Origin of the sequence: Streptococcus sp. CM6 (assembly GCF_000526095.1) — a bacterium.
In the GTDB taxonomy this organism is placed as follows: Bacteria; Bacillota; Bacilli; order Lactobacillales; family Streptococcaceae; genus Streptococcus; species Streptococcus oralis_BW.
In genome coordinates this window covers 70,021-88,745 of the sequence record NZ_JATS01000009.1, presented here as the reverse complement: position 1 = coordinate 88,745, position 18,725 = coordinate 70,021, and the positions used below count along the sequence as shown (strand labels likewise).

Genomic DNA, 18,725 nt, shown 5'->3' with positions numbered 1-18,725 from the left:
AAATGGATATCAAATCAGAAGTTATTGAAATTATTGATGAGTTGTTTATGGAAGATGTTTCTGACATGATGGATGAAGATCTTTTTGATGCCGGTGTCTTGGATAGTATGGGAACGGTTGAATTGATTGTTGAGATTGAAAACCGTTTTGACATTCGTGTTCCAGTGACGGAGTTCGGTCGTGATGACTGGAATACGGCTAATAAAATCGTAGCAGGTATTACGGAGTTGAAGAATGCTTAAACGCTTGTGGCTGATCTTCGGGCCTATCTTCATTGCTGGATTTTTGGTTCTTCTACTCATCTTTTTTTATCCAAGTACAACAAGCCATAATCTGACGGAGGAAAAATACTCGGCGGCTTCTGTTAGTGCAGAGAGTTTTAAAGAGAGAAGTCAAAAGGTAAGGGCTCTTACGGATCCAAATATGCGTTTTATTCCTTTTCTAGGGTCCAGTGAATGGATTCGATTTGATAGTGTCCATCCAGCTGTTTTAGCGGAAAAATACCATCGTCCCTATCGTCCTTACTTTCTAGGTCAAGCAGGAGCAGCCTCTCTCAATCAATATTTTGGTCTACAGCAAATTTTGCCAGAAATAGAGAATAAGCAGGCTGTATTTGTGATTTCGCCTCAGTGGTTTACGGAGACAGATTATGAACCCGCAGCGTTTCAGAGATTTTTTAACAGTGACCAATTGACAGCTTTTTTGGGAAATCAATCTGGTGACATTGCTGCAAAGCATGCGGCTATTCGATTGTTAAAGCAGAATCCTAATGTTGCATTAAAAGGCATTGTTCAAAAACTGTCAAAGGGTGAAGAATTATCAGATGTTGATCAGGTTGCTATTGATATTTTTGCGCGATTCAACGAAAAACAATCCGCTCTCTTTGGACAATTCTCCATTCGAGGACAACTCAAGTACAAGGAACACGTGGAGAACTATTTAAAAGATCTTCCGGATCAATTTTCTTATGAAGAGTTAGAAAAAATTGTTCGTAAGGACGCAGAAGCAAATACGACCAATAACGATATGGGGATGGAAAATCATTTCTATACGAGAGAGATTCAAAAGGATTTAAAAAAATGGGAAGGATATCAAAAAAATTACAACTTCCTCAAGTCCTCTGAGTACAATGATTTGCAGCTGGTCCTCAATCAATTTGCTAAGTCGAATGTCAATGTGCTCTTTGTCATTCAGCCGGTTAACAAGAAGTGGATGGAGTACACAGGGCTCAGCGAAGAGATGTATCAACATGCAGTGGAGAAAATTCGTTACCAATTAGAAAGTCAGGGTTTTACCAATATTGCTGATTTTTCAAAAAATGGAGGGGACCCTTATTTTGTTAAGGACACCATTCATCTAGGATGGTTAGGTTGGCTGGCTTTTGATAAGGTTGTCAATCCTTTCTTGACGGATCCGAAACCAGCTCCAGACTACAAGATGAATGACCGCTTCTTTAGCAAGGACTGGGCGACCTATGATGGGAACATCAAAGATTTCAAATAAAATGGTCTAAAGGTTTGGGATTTAAACCCAAGCTTTTTTGTTTAAATGGCGAATATTTAAGATGAAAATAGGTCAAAAGTTTCAAAATTTTTAGAAATAGCGTATAATATAAAAGAGAAAAAGAAAAGAAAGGGATTTTAAAATGAACAAACGTTCTTTGTTACCTGTCTTATCGACAGCCCTGTTAGCTCCAGCCTTCTTAGCTGGACAAGTCTATGCTGAAGAAGCAACAACTCCTGCAGAAAGTTCAGCTGTTGTAGCGACTCCAGCTACGTCGGCGACTCCAGCTCCTGTTGAGAGCCCTGCGGTACCGGAAACTTCGGCAACTTCAGAAGCGGTTGTACCTGCAGAAACTCCGTCAGCTCCTGCTGAATCTACCAAAAGCGAAGAAAAGGACACCGTTATCTTACACACCAATGATGTCCATGGTCGTATTGTAGAGGAAAAGGGAGTAATTGGAGATGCCAAGTTAGCGACTGTCATTGAACAGGAGCGTGCGAAGTCAAATCAAAATACTCTGGTAGTTGATGCGGGAGACGCTTTTCAAGGTTTACCGATTTCCAACTCTACTAAGGGTGAAGCGCGTGCTGAAATTCTTAATCAGATGCAGTATGATGCCATGGCAGTAGGAAACCATGAGTTTGACTTTGGTCTTGATGAAGTTAAAAAATACAAGGAAATCTTGAAATTCCCATTACTTAGCTCAAATACCTATGTCAATGGAGCTCGTCTTTTTGAAGCTTCTACAATCGTTGATAAAGATAAGACTGTGGAAGGTGATGAATTTGTTGTAATCGGCGTGACAACACCTGAAACAGCAACCAAAACTCACCCTAAAAATGTCAAAGGGGTAACTTTTACAGATCCAATCTCTGAAGTCAATAAGGTCATCGAAGAAGTTCAAGCCAAGGCTCGTGCAGAAGGTAAGGACTACAAACACTATGTTGTGCTCGCTCACTTGGGTGTAGATACCACAACCCCAGTCGAATGGCGTGGTTCAACTTTGGCAGAAGCCTTGTCTAAAAATCCTCGTTTGAAAGGGAAACGCGTAACAGTAATCGACGGTCACTCTCATACAGTAGAATCAACGACCTATGGAGACAATGTTACCTATAACCAAACAGGGAGTTACCTTCATAATGTAGGGAAAATCACCTACAAATCACGTCAGCTTTTGGGCAATCCAACTCAGATTCCGGCTGCTGATGCTAAAAAATTACCAGCCAATCCAACAGTTGAAAAACTAGTCAAAGACATTAAACAAAAATACGATGCTGAAAATGCTGTTGAAGTCGTTTCAAACAGCCCTGTAGAACTCAACGGAGATCGTGAAAATGTTCGGGTTCGTGAAACTAACCTCGGAAACGTCGTAGCGGACTCGCTCTATCAGTATGGTCAAACAGGATTTAGCCATCCGACAGACATCGCTGTGACAAATGGTGGTGGCTTGCGTGAAACCATTGCAAAAGGCAAACCAATTACTAAAGGAAATGTCATTGCCGTTCTTCCGTTTGGAAATACCATCTCACAAATCCAAGTGACTGGGCAACAAGTCTTGGATATGTTTGAAAAGTCACTCGGATCTATCTTGCAGGTCGATAAAGATGGCAAGAAGGTCTTGGATGAGAACGGACAACCATTGTTAGAACCAAGTGGTGGTTTCTTGCAAGTTTCAGGTGTGAAGGTCTACTATGATACCAACCTACCATCAGGTAAACGTGTCTTGGCCATCCAGGTCAAAAACCGTACAACTGGTCGTTATGATCTTCTAGACCTTGCAAAAACTTACTATCTTGCAACCAATGATTTCCTAGCTGCAGGTGGTGATGGTTACACTATGTTAGGTGGTGCGCGAGAAGAAGGTCCTTCTATGGATGCAGCCTTTGAAGAGTATCTTAAAACCGCTGATTTGACCCAGTATGAAAAGATCAATCCGAACTCACGGACGATTTCTGTGGATTCTACAACTTTTAGTCTACCAGTAGAAACGCCTCAAACGAATGCGGCTGCTAACGATGCGACTACAAATGTACCACTTACTTATGAGGTGGCAGGTCAATTTAGCAAGAAGGCGGTTGTCTCAGAAAAAGCTCTCCCAAATACAGGAAGTGAACAATCCATCTTCTTGCTCTTGATGGGAATGGTAGCTGGTCTGGCAGGTATCTTATCGAGCCGAAAACCAAAGCAAAAATAGGTTAAATTTCATATCTAGAAGAGTCTAGGGAAACGTTTTTACGCCTTTTTCCCTTGACTCTTTTTTGGTTTATGATATAATTAACCAGTAAAGAATCGGTGGCTATCTATGTTTTTTTACGAAAAAGATAGCTAGGGAAGGAGTAACACATGAGACAGCTTGCGCAGGAAATCGATAACTTTTTAAACGAGGTGATCTTGAGATCTGAGAACCAGCATGAAATTCTAATCGGGCATTGCACGAGTGACGTTGCCTTGACCAATACTCAGGAACACATCCTCATGCTCTTGTCAGAAGAATCCCTAACCAACTCGGAGTTGGCCCGTCGCCTTAATGTCAGTCAGGCGGCAGTGACCAAGGCTATCAAATCTTTGGTCAAAGAGGGTATGTTAGAGACATCCAGAGATCCCAAAGATGCGCGTGTGATCTTTTATCAACTGACAGAGCTGGCTCGACCAGTGGCAGAGGAACACCACCATCATCATGAACACACGCTCTTAGCCTATGAACAAGTGGCAAGTCAGTTTACTCCAAATGAACAAGAAGTTATCCAGCGGTTTTTAACTGCTTTAGTAGGAGAAATCAAATAATGCGGTATATTACAGTAGAGGACTTGTCTTTCTATTATGACAAGGAACCTGTCCTCGAACATATCAACTACAGTGTTGATAGTGGGGAGTTTGTCACCCTGACTGGTGAAAATGGAGCTGCCAAGACGACGCTGATTAAGGCAAGTCTAGGCATCTTGCAACCAAGATTTGGTAAGGTAACCATCTCAAAGACAAACACTCATGGGAAAAAGCTTAGGATCGCTTATCTTCCCCAGCAGATTGCCAGTTTTAATGCTGGTTTTCCAAGTACGGTTTATGAATTTGTCAAGTCGGGTCGTTATCCGCGAAAGGGCTGGTTCCGTCGTTTGAATGCCCATGATGAGGAGCATATCAAGGCTAGTCTAGACTCGGTTGGTATGTGGGAACACCGTGACAAACGAATTGGGTCCCTCTCGGGAGGGCAAAAGCAACGAGCAGTGATTGCTCGGATGTTTGCTTCTGACCCAGATATCTTCGTCTTGGATGAGCCGACGACAGGGATGGATGCAGGAAGCAAAAATGAATTTTACGAACTCATGCACCATAGTGCTCATCATCATGGCAAGGCTGTTTTGATGATTACCCATGACCCTGAGGAAGTCAAGGACTATGCGGATCGCAATATCCATCTGGTTCGTAACCAAGATTCGCCATGGCGTTGTTTTAACGTTCACGAAAGCGACCAGGAGGTGGACCATGCTTAGTTTGTTATCTTATGACTTCATGCAGCGTGCCTTCTTGGCGGTCATTGCCATGAGTCTCTTTTCTCCAGTTCTTGGGACCTTCCTTATCTTACGTCGTCAGAGTCTCATGAGTGATACCCTCAGTCACGTTTCTCTGTCAGGGGTAGCCTTTGGTCTGGTTTTGGGAATTTCTCCAACTATTTCAACCATTGCTATTGTCTTGATCGCAGCGGTCTTTCTAGAGTATCTCCGGACAGTCTATAAGAACTTTATGGAAATCGGGACAGCCATCCTCATGTCAACAGGACTTGCAGTGTCTCTGATTGTCATGAGTAAGGGGAAAAGTTCGAGTTCCATGAGTTTGGACCAATATCTCTTTGGTTCGATTGTAACCATTAGCCAGGAGCAGGTGCTATTCCTCTTTGCCATTGCGGCGGTCGTTTTACTCTTGACTTTCTTATTCTTGCGACCAATGTATATCCTGACCTTTGATGAGGACACGGCTTTTGTAGATGGCTTGCCAGTTCGTACCATGTCTATCCTCTTTAACATGGTGACAGGGGTGGCCATTGCCCTTATGATTCCAGCTGCAGGAGCCCTTTTGGTGTCGACCATTATGGTCTTGCCGGCTAGCATTGCCCTTCGTCTGGGGAAAAACTTTAAATCCGTTATGTTACTAGCCAGCGCTATTGGCTTTTTGGGAATGGTGGCAGGTCTCTATATTTCCTACTATGCAGAAACCCCTGCCAGTGCTAGTATCACCATTATCTTTGTAGCTGTCTTTTTGTTAGTCAGTCTACTGAAACGTTTTATCAAATAGGAGAATGAAATGAAAAAACTGAGCTTACTACTAGCTAGTCTATGTGCCCTGTTTTTAGTGGCTTGTTCCAATCAAAAACAGGCAGATGGGAAGCTAAATATCGTGACAACCTTTTACCCTGTCTACGAATTTACCAAACAAGTCGCAGGAGATACTGCTAATGTAGAACTCCTCATCGGTGCTGGTACAGAACCCCATGAGTATGAACCGTCTGCCAAGGCAGTTGCCAAAATCCAAGATGCAGATACCTTTGTCTATGAAAATGAAAACATGGAAACTTGGGTTCCAAAATTGCTAGAATCCTTGGATAAGAAAAAGGTGAAAACTATCAAGGCGACAGGTGATATGCTGCTCCTACCAGGAGGTGAGGAAGAAGAGGAAGGGCATGATCATGGCGGCGAGGGTCACCATCACGACTACGATCCTCATGTTTGGCTTTCACCAGCACGCGCCATCAAACTGGTAGAGCATATCCGTGACAGCTTGTCAGCAGATTATCCTGATAAAAAAGAGACTTTTGAAAAGAACGCTGCTGCCTATATCGAAAAATTGCAAGTCTTGGACAAGGCCTACACAGATGGCTTGTCTCAAGCTAAACAAAAGAGCTTTGTGACCCAGCACGCTGCCTTTAACTACCTTGCCTTGGACTATGGTCTCAAGCAAGTATCCATCTCAGGTCTATCACCAGATGCAGAGCCATCAGCAGCACGTTTGGCAGAATTAACAGAGTATATTAAGAAAAACAAGATTTCTTATATCTACTTTGAAGAAAATGCCTCACAAGCCCTCGCCAATACACTTTCAAAAGAAACAGGTGTCAAACTAGACGTGCTCAATCCGCTAGAAAGTCTAACAGAAGAAGCAACCAAGGATGGTGAGGACTATATCTCTGTGATGGAGAAAAACCTCAAGGCTTTGAAACAAACAACGGACCAAGAAGGACCAGAAATCGAGCCAGAGAAGGAAGAAAACACTAAGACAGTTCACAACGGTTACTTTGAGGATGCAGATGTCAAAGATCGTACCTTGAGTGACTATGTTGGCAACTGGCAGTCAGTTTATCCTTTCCTTGAAGATGGGACCTTTGATCAAGTCTTTGACTACAAGGCTAAGTTGACTGGTAAGATGACCAAGGATGAGTACAAGGCTTACTATAGAAAAGGCTATCAGACAGATGTGACTAAGATCAACATCACGGACAACACTATGGAATTTGTTCAAGGTGGCCAAAGCAAGAAATTCACCTACAAGTATGTCGGCAAGAAAATCTTGACATATAAGAAAGGCAATCGTGGTGTGCGCTTCCTCTTTGAAGCGACAGATGCGGACGCTGGACAGTTCAAGTACGTTCAGTTTAGTGATCACAATATTGCCCCAGTTAAGGCAGAACATTTCCATATCTTCTTTGGAGGTACCAGCCAAGAAGCCCTCTTTGAAGAGATGGATAACTGGCCAACCTACTACCCAGATAACCTATCTGGACAAGAAATCGCCCAAGAAATGTTGGCGCATTGATGCAAGAGAAGATCCCGCAAATCTGCGGGATTTTTTGCTGGAAATGATTAGGTTGTTAGGTATTATAGTACATAGCTGTGCTGTTCACAATGTGATAAAGCAGTCATTTTTTGCTTAGTAGACTTTGGCTGATTCTAACTAGCTGGCAAATACAAAAGCTACGATTGTACAAATTATAGAATCTTTTCAGGGGATTTAGGAAGAAATCTTAGTCATATTGACGCTACTATCGCTTTTTGTTATAGTCAAGGAGAGAGCGGTCTGGAACAATAGTTTATTCACAGCCTGTGGATAAGTCTAGGGGAAAATAACATACAACTCTGGGTGTTGAAGTATCCTGATAATAGTTCCGTATATTAGTGACTTTCTAGAAAGCTAGTAGAAACCCTAGTATAAAGCTATTTGATAAAGGTCTGTTTAGGGTGAAAGCTTCCAAGTCTAAAAGCTGGAGTCTGAAAAGACTAGTTTTTAGGTATGTTTTCTTATCCACAAGTTGTGGATAACTTTGTGAACAAGAGAAAGAGATGTGAGATGATGACGAACATAAAACCGCATGGACCATTACCAAGCCAGGCCCAGCTAGCTTATTTAGAAGATGAACTAGCTGCCTTTATCCATTTTGGTCCCAATACCTTTTATGACCAAGAATGGGGAAGTGGGCAAGAGGATCCCAAGCGTTTTAACCCGACCAAGTTGGATGCGCGGGAATGGATTCGGGTGCTCAAAGAAACGGGTTTTAAAAAACTGATTTTAGTGGTGAAGCACCACGATGGTTTTGTCCTCTACCCGACAGCTCATACAGATTATTCGGTCAAGGCTAGCCCTTGGAGGGATGGAAAGGGGGACTTGCTCCTTGAGGTTTCCCAAGCTGCGACTGAGTTTGACATGGATATGGGAGTGTATTTGTCTCCTTGGGATGCTCACAGTCCCCTCTATCATGTGGACCGAGAAGCAGACTACAATGCCTATTATCTGGCTCAGTTGAAGGAAATCTTATCAAATCCTGACTATGGGAATGCTGGTAAGTTCGCTGAGGTTTGGATGGATGGTGCTCGAGGCGAAGGGGCCCAAAAAGTCAACTATGAGTTTGAGACTTGGTTTGAAACCATTCGTGACTTGCAGGGCGATTGTTTGATTTTCTCAACTGAGGGAACTAGTATTCGCTGGATTGGCAATGAACGAGGCTATGCAGGGGATCCCTTGTGGCAAAAAGTCAAGCCAGATCAGTTGGGGACAGAGGCGGAATTAGATTATCTACAGCACGGAGACCCCTTTGGGACGCTATTTTCAATTGGTGAGGCAGATGTTTCTCTTCGGCCGGGCTGGTTTTACCATGAGGAACAGGATCCTAAGTCTCTGGAGGAGTTGGTCGAAATCTACTTTCACTCGGTAGGGTGGGGAACTCCACTCTTGCTTAATATCCCACCGAACCAAGATGGCCTCTTTGATGAAAAGGATATCCAGCGTCTCTATGAATTTGCTGCCTACCGTGACGAGCTATATAAAGAAGATTTGGCTTTGGGAGCCACGGTATCTGGCCCTGCTCTATCACCAGACTATGCCTGTCATCATCTGACAGATGGGCTAGAGACCAGTTCATGGGCAAGTGATGCAGAGTTGCCAATCCAATTAGAGCTTGATTTAGGTGCACCTAAAGCTTTTGATGTGATTGAGTTAAGAGAAGATTTGAATTTGGGGCAACGCATCGCTGCTTTCCGTGTTCAGGTAGAGTTGGATGGTGTCTGGCAGGAGTTTGAATCCGGCTATACTGTTGGCTATAAACGCCTTTTGCGAGGATCCATGGTAGAGGCTCAGAAGGTGCGTGTGATCATTACAGAGGCACAGGCTTTGCCTTTGTTGACCAAGATTTCACTCTATAAAACACCTACCTTGTCGAAAAAAGAAGCTGTTCAACAGTTAGAGTTTTCAGAAAAAAGTCTAGTTGTGACCAAGGGAGAAAATGTCCACTTTACAGTGAAGCGAAGAGAATCTAGCAGTCCTTTAGAAGCTAAGATTTCGATTCAACCAGGGACGGGTGTGCATGGTGTTGCTTATCGGGACGAGATTCAAGTCCTTGCGTTTCAAGTTGGCGAGACTGAAAAAAGGCTGACGCTACCAACCTTGTATTTTGCAGGCGATAAAAACTTAGATTTTTATCTAAATCTGACGGTAGATAGGCAGCTGGTTGACCAGCTTCAGGTCCAAGTTTCATAAAAGAAGAACCTTTGCGCGATGCAAAGGTTCTTTTGGTTAGGAGTGATTTGGTAGCCAGCTGAGGGTGAAGGTCAGTTGCTCAGCTTTCAAGAGGTCTTGGTGTTGAATGCTAGATACAGGAGCCTTGTCCAATCGGCATTCTTTGACAAAGTTGAAATGGCTGTGGTTTTGCTCGGCATGGATATCCAGCCATTTATTTTCCTTGGCTAGGTAGATACGGAGGTGGTCAAAGAGAGGAATTCCGAGATCGTAACTTGGCTTGCCCGGACAGATCGGGTAGAATCCAAGAGCTGACCAGATGTACCAAGCAGAGAGACTGCCATTGTCCTCATCGCCAGGATAGGCTTCCCAGCTGGGGTGAAAGGCTTTCTGACGCAAGGTTTTGATGAGTAGAGCAGTGTAGTCAGGGTAGTCGCTGTAGCGGAAGAGATAAGGGATGTGGAAGCTCGGTTGGTTGGAAATGGCGATTTGCCCAAAAGGAGCGGTAGCCATCTCGCTCATCTCGTGAATCTCGTAACCATAGCCGGTGGTTTCAAAGAGAGGAGCGTCCTGACAGGCTTTCAAAAGATAGTGGCTGAAGGCTTCTTTTCCACCCATGAGTTGACGCAAACCTGGGATGTCGTGGAGAACGCCTAAAGTCGCTTGAATGGCAGAGCATTCGGCGTAGTCGCGTCCCCAACTATAGGGAGAGAAGTCAGGGCGGAAGTTTCCTTGACTATCTCGCGCTCGCATGTAACCTGTTTCAGCATCAAATAGATGACGGTAATTTTGAGACGCAGTTCTATATGTTTCCGCGATGTCATTCTGACCAAGCTTTTCGGCACAGCTGGCGATACAAAAATCGCTATAGGCGTAGTCAAGGGTGTGACTGACACTTTCGTGGTGGTCGGTAGAGAGGTAGCCCAGTTCTTGGTATTGGGCTAGTCCGTGGCGGCCATTGATGCCGAGAGGGTCGGACTTAGTGGCTGTTTCAAGCATGGCTTGAAGGAGTTCTTTTTCTAGGTCGGGGGCCATGTCCTTGCAGGCGCTGTCTGCGATAATGCCATCTAGCAGGGTACCAGGCATCATGCCACGTTCATCTGGAGCCAACCATTTTGGAAGGAACCCAGTATCGCGGTAGCTATTGAGGAAACCTTCTAAAAAGAGGTGATAGTGTTCCGGTATGACAAGGGCAAAGAGGGGGAAGGTGGTGCGGAAGGTATCCCAGAAGCCATTATTGCTAAAGAGGATACCGGGCTTGACAGTACCAGTAGTCAGGTCCATATGGATGGTTTGCCCTGACTCGTTCACTTCATAAAAAGTCTGTGGGAAGAGGAAGAGTCTGTAGAGGCAGTGATCAAAGAAGGTCCGGTCAGCCTCTCCTGTCTCTAGTATGTCAAAACGATGGAGGAGATTTTCCCAGTCTGCTTGGGCACTTGCTTTACAGCTATCAAAGTCCTTTTGAGGTAGATTAAGCAGAGCTTGAGAAGGCGAGATGAAAGAAGTTGCTAGCTGGATGTCAGCATGACTGCTTGCTAAGTCAATTCGCCAGTCTCCGCTTTCTTGGTTGACAGCAAGAATATCCGTATTTATTTGTAGGGCGGTGAAGAGTATCAGTGGATTTTTATTGGTCTCTGTTTTGCCTTCTTGTCTGAGGGCTAGAGTCTGCTTATCTACCTGCTCAATTGTTAAATCATCTGCAGCGTGAAGGTAGAGGGAGAGGGATTTGCCTTGCTTTTGCTCCAAACGAATAGAAGCGCCATAGCAAGTCGGTGTAAGCTGGGTTTCAATCTGATAGCGCAGGGAGAAAATCTTCAGATAATGAGGTTGGAAGGAAGCTTTATCCCTATCATAGGAGGATTGACGGTGAAAGAGGTTATCTCCCCCAAGCTGGCCGGTGACAGGTGTCAGAAGGAGCCAAGAGTAGTCGCCAATCCAAGGGCTGGGCTGGTGGGTCAATCGAATCCCCTGAAAGATGGGCAGATGCGGATCGAAGAACCAAGCTCCCTCCTGGTCGCTGGTCTGAGGCACAAAATAATTCATCCCAAAAGGAACGCCTGTGTAGGGCAGGGTATTTCCTCGAGAAAAGGCATGCTTGCTAGCAGTCCCAAAGCGGGTATCGATGGTTTCAAGTAGTGGTTTCATAGTATTTCCTTTAGCTGTTTTTCTACATTATATCAGAAAAATGAGGTCTTTAGAAAAGGAGTTTCAAAGATAACTATTTTGTAGAAAAATGACTATCATTTGTGTATGTATTTTCTGTCTCAAAAACTATATACTGAACATGAAACTTGTTTGAAAGAGGAAACTGCACGATGATTTATTCGAAAGAAATTGTTAGAGAATGGCTGAACGAAGTAGCGGAGCGGGCTAAGGACCATCCCGAGTGGGTGGATGTCTTCGAGCGTTGCTATACAGATACCTTGGACAATACGGTTGAAATCTTAGAAGATGGCTCAACTTTTGTCTTGACTGGGGATATTCCTGCCATGTGGCTTCGGGATTCGACAGCCCAACTTAGACCCTACCTTCATGTGGCTAAAAAAGATCCTCTCTTGCGTCAGACCATTGCAGGTTTGGTCAAGCGTCAGATGACCTTGATTCTCAAGGATCCTTATGCCAATTCCTTTAACATTGAGGAAAACTGGAAGGGGCACCACGAGACTGACCACACTGACCTTAATGGCTGGATTTGGGAACGCAAGTACGAGGTGGACTCGCTTTGCTATCCTTTGCAGCTGGCTTATCTCCTTTGGAAAGAGACTGGCGAGACCAGTCAGTTTGATGAGACTTTTGTCGCAGCGACTAAGGAGATTCTCCATCTGTGGATGGTAGAGCAAGACCACAAGAACTCTCCTTATCGTTTTGTCCGTGATACGGACCGCAGGGAAGATACTCTGGTAAATGATGGTTTTGGACCTGACTTTGCAGTGACAGGTATGACCTGGTCAGCCTTCCGTCCAAGTGATGACTGCTGTCAGTATAGCTACTTGATTCCGTCCAATATGTTTGCCGTAGTTGTCTTGGGTTATGTGCAAGAAATCTTTGAAGAACTGGATCTAGCTGATAGCCAAAACATCATGGCAGACGCTAAACGTCTGCAAGCAGAGATCCAAGAAGGTATCGAAAACTACGCCTATACCACCAACAGCAAGGGAGAAAAGATTTACGCCTTTGAAGTGGATGGTCTAGGAAATGCTAGCATCATGGATGATCCAAATGTGCCGAGTCTGCTGGCGGCGCCTTATCTGGGCTATTGCGACATTGAAGACGAAGTGTATCAAGCCACACGCAGCACTATTCTGAGCCCTGAAAATCCATATTTCTACCAAGGTGAATATGCTAGTGGTCTCGGAAGTTCTCATACTTTCTATCGCTATATCTGGCCGATTGCCCTTTCTATCCAAGGCCTGACAACAAGTGATAAGGCAGAGAAGAAATTCTTGCTGGATCAGCTCGTTGCCTGCGACGGTGGTACAGGTGTCATGCACGAAAGCTTCCACGTGGATGACCCAACGCTTTACTCACGTGAATGGTTTTCTTGGGCCAACATGATGTTCTGTGAATTAGTCTTGGATTACCTGGATATTCGTTAAGGAGCGCGCTTTAGTTTCACCGATTCGTGTCAGAATCACACCTTTACATTTAAAACGTTAAAATTTAAATTTAGAATGAGGTTTTACTTCATGGAAAATGTTGTTGTACATATTATCTCACATAGTCACTGGGACCGTGAGTGGTACTTACCTTTTGAAAGCCACCGTATGCAGTTGGTGGAGTTGTTTGACAATCTTTTTGATCTCTTTGAAAATGACCCTGAGTTTAAGAGTTTCCACTTGGATGGACAAACCATTGTCCTGGATGACTATTTGGAAATTCGCCCTGAAAATCGCGACAAAGTCCAAGGTTACATTGACGAAGGCAAACTCAAAATTGGTCCCTTTTACATCTTGCAGGATGATTACTTGATTTCAAGTGAAGCCAACGTCCGCAATACCTTGATTGGTCAAGCAGAATGTGCAAAATGGGGCAAATCCACTCAGATTGGTTACTTCCCAGATACCTTTGGAAATATGGGACAAGCTCCTCAAATCCTTCAGAAATCAGGCATTCACGTGGCAGCCTTTGGGCGTGGTGTGAAGCCGATTGGATTTGACAACCAAGTTCTCGAAGATGAGCAGTTTACTTCCCAGTTTTCAGAAATGTACTGGCAGGGTGCGGACGGAAGTCGCGTTCTCGGTATCCTCTTTGCCAACTGGTACAGTAATGGAAATGAAATTCCAGTTGATAAGGACGAGGCCCTAACTTTCTGGAAACAAAAATTGTCAGACGTGTGTGACTACGCTTCGACCAACCAATGGTTGATGATGAACGGATGTGACCACCAGCCTGTACAGCGAAATCTGAGCGAAGCCATTCGTGTGGCCAATGAACTCTTCCCAGATGTGACTTTTGTTCATAGTTCATTTGATGACTATGTCCATGCAGTAGAAAGTGCTCTACCTGAGCAACTATCTACCGTTACGGGTGAGTTGACCAGTCAAGAAACAGACGGTTGGTATACACTTGCTAACACTTCTTCATCCCGTATTTACCTCAAACAAGCTTTCCAAGAAAATAGCAACCTCCTAGAACAAGTAGTGGAGCCATTGACTGTCATCACTGGTGGGCACAACCATAAGGATCAGTTGACTTATGCTTGGAAAGTCCTTCTACAAAATGCGCCACATGATAGTATCTGTGGCTGTAGTATTGACGAAGTTCACCGTGAGATGGAAACGCGTTTTGCCAAGGTCAACCAAGTTGGAAACTTCGTTAAGACCAATCTTCTCAATGAGTGGAAGGGCAAAATTGCAACTCACGAAGCGCAAAGCGACCATCTCTTTACTGTCATTAACACAGGTTTGCATGACAAGGTTGATACGGTCAGCACCGTGATTGATGTGGCGACTTGTGATTTCAAGGAATTGCACCCAACAGAAGGCTATAAGAAGATGGCAGCTTTGACCTTGCCAAGCTACCGTGTCGAAGACTTGGAAGGGCATGCTGTAGAAGCGAAAATCGAAGATCTGGGAGCTAACTTTGAGTATGATTTGCCAAAAGACAAGTTCCGTCAGGCTCGTATCGCTCGACAAGTGCGCGTGACAGTCCCTGTTCATCTGGCACCACTTTCTTGGACAACCTTCCAATTGCTCGAAGGAGAACAAGAACACCGTGACGGTATTTACCAAAACGGAGTGATTGATACGCCATTTGTAACGGTCAGTGTGGATGAAACTATCACAGTCTACGACAAGACAACTCATGAAGCTTATGAGGATGTTCTTCGTTTTGAAGACCGTGGTGACATCGGAAATGAGTACATCTATTTCCAACCAAAAGGAACAGAGCCTATCTATGCAGAGCTTAAGGGCTATGAGGTCTTGGAAAATACAGCTCGTTTTGCCAAGATCTTACTCAAGCATGAATTGACAATTCCAGTAAGTGCAGATGAAAAGCTGGATGCGGAACAAAGAGGCATCATAGAGTTTATGACGCGTGAAGCTGGACGCTCAGATGAACTAACAACCCTTCCTCTTGAAACAGAGATGACCGTCTTTGTTGACAATCCACAAATCCGCTTCAAGACTCGCTTTACTAACACAGCCAAGGACCACCGTATCCGTCTCTTGGTCAAGACTCATAATACGCGTCCAAGCAATGATTCGGAAAGCATTTATGAGGTGGTGACACGACCAAACAAACCAGCTGCTTCTTGGGAAAATCCTGAAAATCCTCAACACCAACAAGCCTTCGTCAGTCTGTATGACGATGAAAAAGGGGTGACGGTGGCCAATAAAGGATTGCACGAGTATGAAATCCTTGGAGACGAAACCATTGCAGTGACCATTCTTCGTGCCTCAGGTGAGCTAGGTGACTGGGGTTACTTCCCAACACCAGAGGCTCAGTGCTTGCGTGAGTTTGAAGTCGAGTTTGCTCTTGAATGCCACCAAGCAGGGGAACGCTTCTCCGCTTTCCGTCGTGCCAAAGCCTTCCAAACACCATTCACTAGTCTTCAAGTTGCTAAACAAGAAGGAAGTGTTGCTGCGACTGGTAGCCTCTTGAGTCATGCGGCACTCAGCTTACCACAAGTCTGCCCAACAGCCTTTAAGGTAGCTGAAAATGAAGAAGGATATGTACTTCGTTACTACAATATGAGTCAAGAAAATGTGCGTATATCAGAACAGCAACAAACCATTCTGGACTTGCTTGAACGACCATATCCAGTTCATTCAGGACTCTTAGCACCACAAGAAATTCGTACAGAATTGATCAAAAAAGAAGACATTTAACAGTTTTAAAGAATACTATGAGATAGAAAGGAGGGGCGAAAGAGTTAGGATGAACTACTGAGTCGCCCCTTTTTATGGGAAGAACAATGACCATTGCAACCATTGATATCGGAGGGACTGGGATTAAGTTTGCCAGTCTGACTCCTGATGGAAAAATACTAGATAAGACAAGTATTCCGACGCCAGAAAGTTTGGAGGATTTACTAGCTTGGCTAGACCAACGCTTGGCAGAACAAGATTATAAGGGCATTGCTATGAGTGTTCCAGGCGCGGTCAATCAAGAAACAGGTGTGATTGAGGGCATCAGTGCCGTCCCTTACATCCATGGCTTTTCTTGGTATGAAGCTCTTGCTCATCATCAACTCCCCGTCCATCTAGAAAATGATGCCAACTGTGTTGGACTTAGTGAACTGCTGGCTCACCCAGAGATTGAAAATGCAGCCTGTGTCGTGATTGGGACAGGAATTGGCGGTGCCATGATTATCAATGGCAAACTTCACCGAGGTCGCCACGGCTTGGGAGGAGAGTTTGGCTACATGACAACTATCGAGCCTGCGGAAAAGCTCAACAACTGGTCGCAACTAGCATCCACAGGAAACATGGTTCGCTACGTAATTGAAAAATCTGGTCAGACTGACTGGGACGGACGCAAGATTTACCAAGAGGCCGCAGCTGGCAATGCTCTTTGTCAAGAGGCTATTGAGCGCATGAATCGTAATCTGGCGCAAGGTTTGCTCAATATCCAGTATCTGATCGACCCAGATGTCATTAGTCTGGGAGGCTCCATCAGTCAGAACCCAGACTTTATCCAAGGTGTCAAGAAAGCTGTCGATGAATTTGTCGAAACCTACGAAGAATACACGGTCGCACCAGTTATCCAGGCCTGCACCTATCATGCAGAAGCCAATCTCTACGGTGCCCTTGTCAATTGGCTACAGGAGGAAAATCAGTGGTAAGATTTACAGGACTTAGTCCCAAACAAACTCAGGCAATCGACTTGCTGACAAAGCGTATCTCTTTACCAGATGTTGAAGTTGCAGTCACTCAGTCTGACCAAGCCTCGATCTCTATCAAGGGTGAGGGTGGACAGTATCACCTGACTTATGACAAACCTCACCAACTTTACCGCGCCTTGTCCTTATTGGCAACAGCTCTGGAAGAAGGGGGTAAGGTCGAGATTGAGGAGCAGGCAGCTTATGAAGATTTGGTCTATATGGCAGACTGCTCGCGCAATGCCGTGCTCAATGTCGCATCTGCCAAACAGATGATTGAAGTCTTGGCTCTCATGGGCTACTCAACCTTTGAGCTTTATATGGAAGACACCTACCAGATTGAGGGGCAGCCATACTTTGGCTATTTCCGTGGGGCTTATTCAGCAGAAGAGTTGCAGGAAATCGAAGCCTATGCCCAACAGTTTGACATGACCTTTGTGCCCTGTATCCAGACCTTGGCCCACTTGTCGGCCTTTGTCAAATGGGGTGTCAAGGAAGTGCAGGAGCTCCGTGATGTAGAGGACATTCTCCTTATTGGCGAAGAAAAGGTTTATGATTTGATTGATGGCATGTTTGCTACTTTGTCTAAACTACAAACTCGCAAGGTCAATATCGGGATGGACGAAGCCCACTTGGTTGGCTTGGGACGCTACCTCATCTTAAACGGTGTTGTGGACCGTAGTCTTCTCATGTGCCAACACTTGGAGCGCGTGCTGAATATTGCAGACAAGTATGGTTTTCACTGCCAGATGTGGAGTGATATGTTCTTTAAACTCATGTCAGCGGATGGCCAGTACGATCGTGACGTGGAGATTCCAGAGGAAACTCGTGTCTACCTAGATCGTCTCAAAGACCGTGTAACCTTGGTTTACTGGGACTATTATCAGGATAGCGAGGAAAAATACAACCGCAATTTCCGCAACCATCACAAGATTAGCCATGACCTTGCCTTTGCAGGTGGTGCTTGGAAGTGGATCGGTTTCACACCCAACAACCATTTCAGCCGTCTTATTGCTCTTGAAGCCAACAAAGCCTGTCGTGCTAATGACATCAAAGAAGTCATTGTAACGGGTTGGGCGGATAATGGTGGGGAAACTGCCCAGTTTTCTATCCTGCCAAGCTTGCAAATCTGGGCAGAACTCAGCTACAGCAATGACCTAGACCGTCTGTCTGCTCACTTCAAGACCAATACAGGTCTATCAGTTGAGGACTTTATGCAGATTGACCTTGCCAATCTCTTGCCAGACTTGCCAGGCAATCTCAGTGGTATCAATCCCAACCGCTATGTTTTTTATCAGGATATTCTTTGTCCGATTCTTGACAGACACATGACACCTGAACAGGATAAACCACACTTCGCTCAGGCAGCTGAGACGCTTGTTGCTATCAAAGAAAAAGCAGGAAATTATGCTTATCTCTTTGAAACACAGGCTCAGTTGAACCAGATTTTAAGCAGTAAAGTGGATGTGGGACGACGCATTCGTCAGGCCTACCAAACAAACGATAAAGAAAGCCTGCAAGCAATCGCTAGACAAGAATTACCAAAACTCAGAAGCGAGATTGAACACTTTCATGCTCTCTTTAGCCACCAATGGTTGAAAGAAAACAAGGTCTTTGGCTTGGATACAGTCGATATCCGTATGGGCGGACTCTTGCAACGTATCAAACGAGCAGAAAGTCGCATCGAGGCTTATCTGGCAGGTCAGATTGATCGCATCGAAGAATTAGAAGTCGAAATCCTTCCATTTAACGATTTTTATGGAGACAAGGACTTCGCAGCCACAACAGCCAACCAGTGGCATACCATTGCGACAGCTTCAACGATTTATACGACTTAGGCATTTTTTCCGAGTCAGAGTGTTTCTCGTGAAACCTATTTCTTATAAAAAACTTCTCCACAAAA

13 protein-coding genes are annotated in these 18,725 nt (G+C 44.7%); 12 read left to right on the top strand and 1 reads right to left on the bottom strand.

Annotated features, from left to right (window positions below):
* Nucleotides 1–2: 2 nt before the first annotated feature.
* From dltC to HMPREF1516_RS02770, 8 genes are all read left to right on the top strand, one after another.
* Nucleotides 3–242, top strand: coding sequence for a D-alanine--poly(phosphoribitol) ligase subunit DltC (dltC, locus tag HMPREF1516_RS02805; protein WP_000351968.1), 240 nt, complete (start codon nucleotides 3–5; stop codon nucleotides 240–242).
* The gene (gene dltD / locus HMPREF1516_RS02800) at nucleotides 235–1,503 is read left to right on the top strand and encodes a D-alanyl-lipoteichoic acid biosynthesis protein DltD (protein WP_033605754.1); all 1,269 of its coding nucleotides are present in this window, start codon (nucleotides 235–237) and stop codon (nucleotides 1,501–1,503) included. The genes dltC and dltD overlap by 8 nt, the downstream gene beginning before the upstream one ends.
* Nucleotides 1,504–1,645: 142 nt before the next feature.
* Nucleotides 1,646–3,697, top strand: a complete 2,052-nt coding sequence (gene nt5e / locus HMPREF1516_RS02795) for a cell surface ecto-5'-nucleotidase Nt5e (RefSeq protein WP_001042700.1) — start codon at nucleotides 1,646–1,648, stop codon at nucleotides 3,695–3,697.
* A gap of 149 nt (nucleotides 3,698–3,846) precedes the next feature.
* Nucleotides 3,847–4,287, top strand: coding sequence for a zinc-dependent transcriptional regulator AdcR (gene adcR, locus HMPREF1516_RS02790; RefSeq protein WP_001249328.1), 441 nt, complete (start codon nucleotides 3,847–3,849; stop codon nucleotides 4,285–4,287).
* Nucleotides 4,287–4,991: a metal ABC transporter ATP-binding protein gene (locus HMPREF1516_RS02785; RefSeq protein WP_001269482.1), complete on the top strand. Its 705-nt coding sequence runs from the start codon at nucleotides 4,287–4,289 to the stop codon at nucleotides 4,989–4,991. Before adcR ends, HMPREF1516_RS02785 begins: the two co-directional genes overlap by 1 nt.
* Nucleotides 4,984–5,790, top strand: a complete 807-nt coding sequence (locus HMPREF1516_RS02780) for a metal ABC transporter permease (protein WP_000950027.1) — start codon at nucleotides 4,984–4,986, stop codon at nucleotides 5,788–5,790. The genes HMPREF1516_RS02785 and HMPREF1516_RS02780 overlap by 8 nt, the downstream gene beginning before the upstream one ends.
* Before the next feature lie 9 nt (nucleotides 5,791–5,799).
* Entirely contained in the window at nucleotides 5,800–7,305 is a 1,506-nt protein-coding gene (locus HMPREF1516_RS02775; RefSeq protein ID WP_033605753.1) for a zinc ABC transporter substrate-binding protein AdcA, read from the top strand.
* 534 nt (nucleotides 7,306–7,839) lie between these two features.
* Nucleotides 7,840–9,519, top strand: a complete 1,680-nt coding sequence (locus HMPREF1516_RS02770) for an alpha-L-fucosidase (protein WP_025169582.1) — start codon at nucleotides 7,840–7,842, stop codon at nucleotides 9,517–9,519.
* A gap of 36 nt (nucleotides 9,520–9,555) precedes the next feature.
* Here the strand turns inward: HMPREF1516_RS02770 and HMPREF1516_RS02765 are convergent, their stop codons facing one another.
* The gene (locus HMPREF1516_RS02765; RefSeq protein ID WP_000803421.1) at nucleotides 9,556–11,643 is read right to left on the bottom strand and encodes a GH92 family glycosyl hydrolase; all 2,088 of its coding nucleotides are present in this window, start codon (nucleotides 11,641–11,643) and stop codon (nucleotides 9,556–9,558) included.
* A gap of 170 nt (nucleotides 11,644–11,813) precedes the next feature.
* On the opposite strand from HMPREF1516_RS02765, the gene HMPREF1516_RS02760 reads away from it, so the two are divergent.
* The 4 genes from HMPREF1516_RS02760 to HMPREF1516_RS02745 all read left to right on the top strand — a co-directional run bounded on the left by HMPREF1516_RS02760 (nucleotide 11,814) and on the right by HMPREF1516_RS02745 (nucleotide 18,660).
* Nucleotides 11,814–13,094, top strand: a complete 1,281-nt coding sequence (locus HMPREF1516_RS02760; RefSeq protein WP_000640552.1) for a glycoside hydrolase family 125 protein — start codon at nucleotides 11,814–11,816, stop codon at nucleotides 13,092–13,094.
* 90 nt (nucleotides 13,095–13,184) lie between these two features.
* Nucleotides 13,185–15,830 (top strand): alpha-mannosidase, encoded by a 2,646-nt coding sequence (locus tag HMPREF1516_RS02755; protein WP_000432719.1) that lies wholly within the window; start codon nucleotides 13,185–13,187, stop codon nucleotides 15,828–15,830.
* A gap of 86 nt (nucleotides 15,831–15,916) precedes the next feature.
* Entirely contained in the window at nucleotides 15,917–16,786 is an 870-nt protein-coding gene (locus HMPREF1516_RS02750; protein WP_000150698.1) for an ROK family protein, read from the top strand.
* A complete protein-coding gene (locus HMPREF1516_RS02745) occupies nucleotides 16,780–18,660 on the top strand; it encodes a beta-N-acetylhexosaminidase (RefSeq protein WP_033605752.1) in 1,881 nt (626 codons plus the stop codon). Before HMPREF1516_RS02750 ends, HMPREF1516_RS02745 begins: the two co-directional genes overlap by 7 nt.
* The last annotated feature ends 65 nt before the right edge of the window (nucleotides 18,661–18,725 follow it).